The organism is Streptococcus sp. KR (assembly GCF_002238115.1).
Classification (GTDB): domain Bacteria; phylum Bacillota; class Bacilli; order Lactobacillales; family Streptococcaceae; genus Streptococcus.
This window is the reverse complement of the sequence record NZ_NGVM01000034.1, coordinates 1-6,101: the sequence shown is the minus strand read 5'-3', so window position 1 is coordinate 6,101 and position 6,101 is coordinate 1. Positions and strand designations below refer to the sequence as shown.

The window sequence follows — 6,101 nt, the reverse complement described above, 5'->3', positions numbered from 1 at the left end:
GAGCAATGGATTGAAGCTCCATGTGTCGGCGGTTCGATTCCGTCTCGCGCCATTTATATATTTTGGAAGGGTAGCGAAGAGGCTAAACGCGGCGGACTGTAAATCCGCTCCTTCGGGTTCGGGGGTTCGAATCCCTCCCCTTCCATTTTACGGGCATAGTTTAAAGGTAGAACTAAGGTCTCCAAAACCTTCAGTGTGGGTTCAATTCCTACTGCCCGTGTTAATAGAATTATGGCGGGTGTGGTGAAGTGGTTAACACACCAGATTGTGGCTCTGGCATGCGTGGGTTCGATCCCCATCACTCGCCTATTTTATATTATTGGGGTATAGCCAAGCGGTAAGGCAAGGGACTTTGACTCCCTCATGCGTTGGTTCGAATCCAGCTACCCCAGTTACTATTTGCCGGCGTGGCGGAATTGGCAGACGCGCTGGACTCAAAATCCAGTGTCCGCAAGGACGTGCCGGTTCGACCCCGGCCGCCGGTATAGTATTAAAGACAAGGTTTTCGGACCTTGTCTTTTTCTTTTATTTGTTGAATTTGTAACGCTGAGTTACTTAAAATTACTAGTTTTATAACAAATCATCTAATTTATCCGCTAATTTTTGTTGCTTGCTTGGATACAAATGAGAGTATGTATCTATTGTTGTAGTTATAGAAGCATGTCCTAATCTTTCTTTTACGACAAGATAATCTTCTCCTTGGTTTATTAGTAGGGAAGCATGTGAATGCCTGAAGTCATGAATTCTTATTTTTTTTAAAGAACTATCTCTTTGTAATATTTTTTTATATTGTTTTTCGATTGAATCCTTAGTTATCGTAATCGGGCTATTTTGAAATATCTGTAGATCATCTAGGTTGGTTGTAAATTCTTTTAATCTTTCATGCTGTGTTTGCCTCCATTCTTCTAGTGTCTCCACTAGTTTGGTGTTCATGATGATTCTTCGGGTTCCAGCTTTTGTCTTTGTACTACTAATGTGTTCTTCACCTTTTTTAACGTATATTGATTTACTTACATGGATTGTATTTGTAGAAAACTCTATGTCCTTCCACGTTAGAGCAAGAGCTTCTCCGAGTCTTAGACCAGTAAAAAATAGAACTGTGAATAGTAATTTTATATTGTATTCATCGTTGCTAAATAGTGTTAAGAAATGCTTAAATTCTTTTACTGTCCAGAAATTTAATTTTACTTTTTCTATGGGTAATTTTTTCAGTAATCCTACGGGATGTTCCTTGTAAAATCCCTTTCTTAATCCAACATCCAGAATTTTCTTTAGTAAAATTATAATTTTATTAATAGTGTTTGGACTTAGCTTCTTTTCTGAGTTTTGAGTATTTTTATCTCTTAGATGTTCTCTGAATTGATAGATATCTTCATAAGTTAATTTAGCTACATCATCAACTTTTTCAAAATAGTTTTTTATATGCCTGTTATAGTTGTTTTCTTGTGTATCTATATAGCTTTGTTTTCTGTTGTTTATTCTATCCTCTTCTTTTAAGAGATCATAAAGGATATCAATTGATATTTTTGAGTTGAAACTTTTTTCTTTAAGTTCGACACTTCGTAAGTATTGTTCGGCCTCCAATGCTTCTTTTTTAGTTTTGAATCCTTTTCTTACAATTCTACGTTGTTTTAGAGATATTGGATTTATACCATTGGAAACATCAACAATCCAAGTTCCGTCTCTACTTTTACGTAAAGCCATAAGCTACGCTTCTTTCTGGAGTTCAATTCCTAATAGTTCTTCTGCGACACTGGCTGGAATTGTACCAATCCTTTTGTTATCGTAGATGTTAAAACCACGATTCACTAATAGTAATTTGCCGGTATGGATAATCTTTCTTGCAGTTCCTGGAGCAAATCCAAGTTCGATAAGGTCATCTTTTGTTACAGTTTTAATCATGTGATCTCCTTTTCTAATTAGATTAACTAAGGGGAGGATTAACTCCCCTTGTATTTTACTTATTTTTGTTTTACATCTACTAAATGGATAGCATCAGCCTTGTAATACATTGTCGTGCTAATCATAGTAGCTTGTAAATTGTCAAATGTAACTGGTACTTCATCCATTGCTTGGATATAGTCATTATCAACCAAGGCATCTGGATTGTCTACTGAGACTTGGGTTGATTTCTTTTTGAATTGTCCATCCTTGATTGTTACATTGTATTTCCAACCAATGATTTTATCGGTATTAAAACGTCTTTCGCTACCATCTCGGTTTTTGATAATTTCTCCGTTTGCATCTGCTCGGACTTCCGTTTCAAATTTTGGAATGACTTCATCCAATTCAAATTTTGTTCCAATGTTATTAAAATTCCAGTCATTTTGTGAAAGCATTTTTGCCATAGTTAATTTCTCCTTTTAATATTTTCTTTGATTGTAGGGATCAAATCCTCTCGTTTAAAGAGTATTGCTCTTTCTATTAATCCACTTGCTAAATCTGGTGGATATTCCATATTGTTGAGTGCGAGATAGTTAGCTTTCTCATACTCATGCAGTAAGTTATTGTCGTATAGAAATTTATACGCTTTTAGAATAGCTCCTGAACCTTTATAGGTAAACCATTCTAATTTTTGTTCTAGTTCTGTTTTTGATTTTGAAATAATGATAGAGACGGGTTTTGAATGGCCTAAAAACTTTTCCCAAGATCTCAAAGGTTTTGAGAAATAGCTATCACTATAGAACCTCACTTTTTCTTTGAGATATCCCTTGGTAAAGTTGAGAAGATCTATTTCTGAATGCAACCATTCTTGAATGAAGTAGTGAGCTTTTTCTTTCCTAAGTTCTAACTCAGTTCTTATCCAATTTTCTATATACCGCTTGCTGATACCGAGCTTCTCAGCTCGTTCTAAGCGTTTATCGTAAATTCTAAGTCTTTCGTCATCATTGGGTTTTCTCAAATATAAGGTCTGGCCGATTGTTTCATCTCCGTAGGTATTGTAGTAGGTGCTTTTTCCATATATAAAGCGTTTCTTCTGACAAATCTTTAGAAGCTGATTAGGAGTGAAATAGGGTGTTTCATTAAAATCATCTATTGCAATATCAATTCGTCTTACTGAAAAATGATTGTAATTGTAGTAGAGGTTGTTCAAAAACTGTCTTTCGGACAGACTATTTGGATCTAATACCATATCTCTATAGAACTCGAGTGCCTGTCCTGACATGACAAGCATGTAGGACGACTCTTTCGCTCCATAGTAGATACGGATATTCCCATAATGAAGCTGGCTATCATAGTTATAGTATTTAAGGCTCCCTTTATTCTCAATAAATAGGTCATAGTCAAGAAATAGAATGTCTTCGATTATTTCTCTTGGCGAAAATTCAGTCTTATCAAACTGAATTTGAATCCAGTCAAATACAGAACGTAAATGTTCATTTTTTGCCATAGATTTTGATTCAACTTTTTGCTTAATTTTGCCACCCTTAAAATCTCCGAAACCCTTGGAAATACTGAATTCTTTCGATGGTACACCTAACTTGCAGAGGGTGGTGTTACTACACACCCTATCGGTCAAAAATGGTCCGTCCGCATCTACGCTCATTTTCGGCTTTCTGCCTCATGGCTCAGCCGAAAACTCGCTATTAGCCGAACCTATTTTTTGACCTCTTGTTAACAAACCCTAGTAAGCCGGTTTGCATCGACTCTTCAATATCTTGGATTTTCTTTTTTAGGTTGGAATTCTCAATTTTTATCAGTCGTATTTCTCGTTTAAATTCCTGTTTCAAGGCGCTCAGTTCATCGTAGAGCTCATCTATTACTTGGTTTAGGGATTCTTGCTCATTATCTGCTAGACTCCCAAATACGGCTTGTATAGCCTCTTTGAGACCTATTTCAAGTTTTAGGTTAGCTAACTTTTGAAATTGTCTAAGGTCTTCGTCTGTAAAGTCATAGGCAACTGTATAACTTAATTGATGAGTTCTTGGATTTCTACTGATAGGAATTTTAATTTTCTTAAATTCCTTGCCACTTATCTCTCTAATCAGTTGAATCCAATTTTTAAGAGTAGAGGTAGAGTTTAGGCCAGAAATTTGATTGACTAACTCTTTATTGGTCATCTTTTTGTGAAACCTCCGAAATTTTCTTGTGCAACTGAAGAGTTTTCTGTGGTATAATTGTTACATAATATGTTTTGATCTTGGAACGAACGGCACATTTGTTTCAAGATTTTTTATTTTGTCGAATCCTACCTCCTTTATTAAAATTTTTTAAATCGACTACTAGTTACATACGCTTTTACCTCCTTTTATGCTATAATATTCTCAATGGAATATTCAATCTCAAAATAAATATTCCTTATGGAATAATTCTATTTTATACCGTTTAGAATATTTTGTCAAGCTAAAATATACGAATAAGAATATCTATAGGAGAATTATGTATACAGAGGATTATAAATTTTCAGAGAGGTTAAAAACTCTCAGAAAATCAAAAAAGTTAACTCAAGTACAAATATCGGAATTAATTGGAGTTCAACAAGGGACATATTCTCGGTGGGAGAATGGAACGTTAGAACCAGGATTAGAATTCGTTGTGAAATTAGCAAATATCTTTGGGACTACTACAGATTATTTGCTGGGACAAAAACCTTATTCAATTATCAGTAGTTTACCTCTAGAACAATTAGATCTTACCAATATTGCAAACTTTTCAAAGGATGAGTTTGATATTTTGAAACATTCAATAGCAGTTTCGGTGGCAAGAAATAAAATAAAGGCAACAGAACTAAAAGATAGAGTTATAGAAAAAAATCAGTTGTCAGAAAAAGATGCAGAACTTTTGAATAAGATTTTTGAAGAAGTTAAAACTTATTGGGAAAATTAGGAGGACGCTAGTCTTCAAAATTCCCTCCCAAAATGTGTCCAAAATATTGACAGAATTCTAGCTTTTCATTATAGTTCTTATGGAACTTTTTTTCTACAACAAAATAGGCTCCATAATATCCATAGGGGATTTACCCACTACAAATAGTATAGAGCCGGTTTTATTAATGTCCTGCATTTCCTAATAAGTTAACCATGACAACACCAATGATAATCAAAATTAAACCGATAATGCTATAAACATTTAGTGTTTCTTTGAAAATCATTACTGCGATAGAGGCTGTCAAAACTAAACCGACAGCTGACCATGTTGCATAAGCTATTCCTAAAGGAATTTTTTGCATTGCTAGTGAGAGGAAATAGAAACAAACGCCATAGCTAAGTAGGGCAGAAACGGTTGGAATAGGCTTTGTAAAACCGTCTGATAATTTCAAAAGGTTAGTTCCCAATATCTCTCCTACAATGGCGATAAAAAGATAAAAGTATGACATGTCTTTAACCTCCTATATGTCATGTTTTTGCTCTAAGAGCTATTATAGCTATCCGTTTTTTATAAATCTTGGCACAAGTCATGAGAATTTGTAGTAAAACTGTGGCAGACACTTTTTCAGAACCAATAGCTGATAAGTTTATTATATCATAAGATAAATTTTAAAAAAAGTCTTGATTTATTTCAATGTCTTGCGTGGTCTCGATTTTACTGGTAAAATTACTTTTAAGAACTTTAAAAAAGAGGTTTCTATATTTGACAAAACAATGACTTGTTGTCCCGAATGTGGGCATCCTTTGGAGAAAAAATTTTTAAAAGATGAGGGAGATATTCCTTATTGTTCACAATGTGCGAGTTTTCGTTTTCCAGTCTTTAATACAGCAATTAGTGCGATTTTATTTAATGAAAAACATGATAAGATTCTCTTGATTAAGCAATATGACATGGCTGAGCATATTTTGCTAGCTGGTTATGTGTCTAATGATATTCACAACCAATTTCTACAATCATTAAAGGCAATTAATTTAGCCTCTCTTATTACGGATATGGGTAATAAAATTGCACAAAACTAGTCCAAAACTCTTTTTAATAAGGAGTATACTTTCTAGCATTTTATAGTTACTAAAAAGTATCTAAACTTTGGAAGTGATACTAAGTTTTAAAAAATATTATGGAAAAAAAGCTTATAAAATCAATATTTCTGAGATTTAAAACTAATAATATTAGACTCAAAATCCAGTGTCCGCAAGGACGTGCCGGTTCGACCCCGGCCGCCGGTATAGTAT

Annotated in this window: 8 protein-coding genes and 5 tRNA genes; 7 read left to right on the top strand and 6 right to left on the bottom strand. The window is 34.3% G+C overall.

All coding sequences use genetic code 11. From position 1 onward, the window contains the following. Positions 1-64: 64 nt before the first annotated feature. The 5 genes from CBI42_RS10255 to CBI42_RS10235 all read left to right on the top strand — a co-directional run bounded on the left by CBI42_RS10255 (position 65) and on the right by CBI42_RS10235 (position 485). A tRNA-Tyr gene (locus CBI42_RS10255) sits at positions 65-145 on the top strand. A 4-nt stretch (positions 146-149) separates the two neighbouring features. Further along, positions 150-220, top strand: a tRNA-Trp gene (locus CBI42_RS10250). A gap of 14 nt (positions 221-234) precedes the next feature. After that, a tRNA-His gene (locus CBI42_RS10245) sits at positions 235-307 on the top strand. 13 nt (positions 308-320) lie between these two features. Next, positions 321-392: transfer RNA gene (locus tag CBI42_RS10240), tRNA-Gln, on the top strand. A gap of 9 nt (positions 393-401) precedes the next feature. Then, positions 402-485 (top strand) — tRNA-Leu (locus CBI42_RS10235). Between the two features lie 85 nt (positions 486-570). Here CBI42_RS10235 and CBI42_RS10230 read toward each other — a convergent pair. From CBI42_RS10230 to CBI42_RS10210, 5 genes are read right to left on the bottom strand one after another with little or no spacing between them, the layout of a single operon-like run. Then, positions 571-1,704: a tyrosine-type recombinase/integrase gene (locus tag CBI42_RS10230; protein ID WP_009732034.1), complete on the bottom strand. Its 1,134-nt coding sequence runs from the start codon at positions 1,702-1,704 to the stop codon at positions 571-573. Positions 1,705-1,707: 3 nt separating this feature from the next. Further along, on the bottom strand, positions 1,708-1,902 hold the full coding sequence (locus tag CBI42_RS10225) for a DUF3173 domain-containing protein (RefSeq protein ID WP_000598356.1): 195 nt from the start codon (positions 1,900-1,902) through the stop codon (positions 1,708-1,710). Positions 1,903-1,961: 59 nt separating this feature from the next. Next, complete coding sequence (locus tag CBI42_RS10220) at positions 1,962-2,348, bottom strand: hypothetical protein (RefSeq protein WP_001096843.1); 387 nt, start codon at positions 2,346-2,348, stop codon at positions 1,962-1,964. 2 nt (positions 2,349-2,350) lie between these two features. Next, the gene (locus CBI42_RS10215; protein WP_045616578.1) at positions 2,351-3,547 is read right to left on the bottom strand and encodes a replication initiation factor domain-containing protein; all 1,197 of its coding nucleotides are present in this window, start codon (positions 3,545-3,547) and stop codon (positions 2,351-2,353) included. 40 nt (positions 3,548-3,587) lie between these two features. Beyond that, entirely contained in the window at positions 3,588-4,061 is a 474-nt protein-coding gene (locus tag CBI42_RS10210; protein WP_049502267.1) for a hypothetical protein, read from the bottom strand. A gap of 319 nt (positions 4,062-4,380) precedes the next feature. Between CBI42_RS10210 and CBI42_RS10205 the strand changes: the two genes are divergently transcribed. Beyond that, on the top strand, positions 4,381-4,827 hold the full coding sequence (locus CBI42_RS10205; protein ID WP_000287814.1) for a helix-turn-helix transcriptional regulator: 447 nt from the start codon (positions 4,381-4,383) through the stop codon (positions 4,825-4,827). 163 nt (positions 4,828-4,990) lie between these two features. Here CBI42_RS10205 and CBI42_RS10200 read toward each other — a convergent pair whose 3' ends face one another. Beyond that, the gene (locus tag CBI42_RS10200) at positions 4,991-5,317 is read right to left on the bottom strand and encodes a DMT family transporter (RefSeq protein WP_009732038.1); all 327 of its coding nucleotides are present in this window, start codon (positions 5,315-5,317) and stop codon (positions 4,991-4,993) included. A gap of 172 nt (positions 5,318-5,489) precedes the next feature. On the opposite strand from CBI42_RS10200, the gene CBI42_RS13020 reads away from it, so the two are divergent. Further along, positions 5,490-5,888: a hypothetical protein gene (locus CBI42_RS13020; RefSeq protein WP_009732039.1), complete on the top strand. Its 399-nt coding sequence runs from the start codon at positions 5,490-5,492 to the stop codon at positions 5,886-5,888. Positions 5,889-6,101: the final 213 nt, after the last annotated feature.

Coding starts and splice junctions, on each gene's coding strand:
- CBI42_RS10210 (WP_049502267.1), bottom strand. CDS start 4,061: ATGACCAATAAAGAGTTAGTCAATCAAATTTCTGGCCTAAACTCTACC.
- CBI42_RS10225 (WP_000598356.1), bottom strand. CDS start 1,902: ATGATTAAAACTGTAACAAAAGATGACCTTATCGAACTTGGATTTGCT.
- CBI42_RS10200 (WP_009732038.1), bottom strand. CDS start 5,317: ATGTCATACTTTTATCTTTTTATCGCCATTGTAGGAGAGATATTGGGA.
- CBI42_RS10230 (WP_009732034.1), bottom strand. CDS start 1,704: ATGGCTTTACGTAAAAGTAGAGACGGAACTTGGATTGTTGATGTTTCC.
- CBI42_RS10205 (WP_000287814.1), top strand. CDS start 4,381: ATGTATACAGAGGATTATAAATTTTCAGAGAGGTTAAAAACTCTCAGA.
- CBI42_RS10220 (WP_001096843.1), bottom strand. CDS start 2,348: ATGGCAAAAATGCTTTCACAAAATGACTGGAATTTTAATAACATTGGA.
- CBI42_RS10215 (WP_045616578.1), bottom strand. CDS start 3,547: ATGAGCGTAGATGCGGACGGACCATTTTTGACCGATAGGGTGTGTAGT.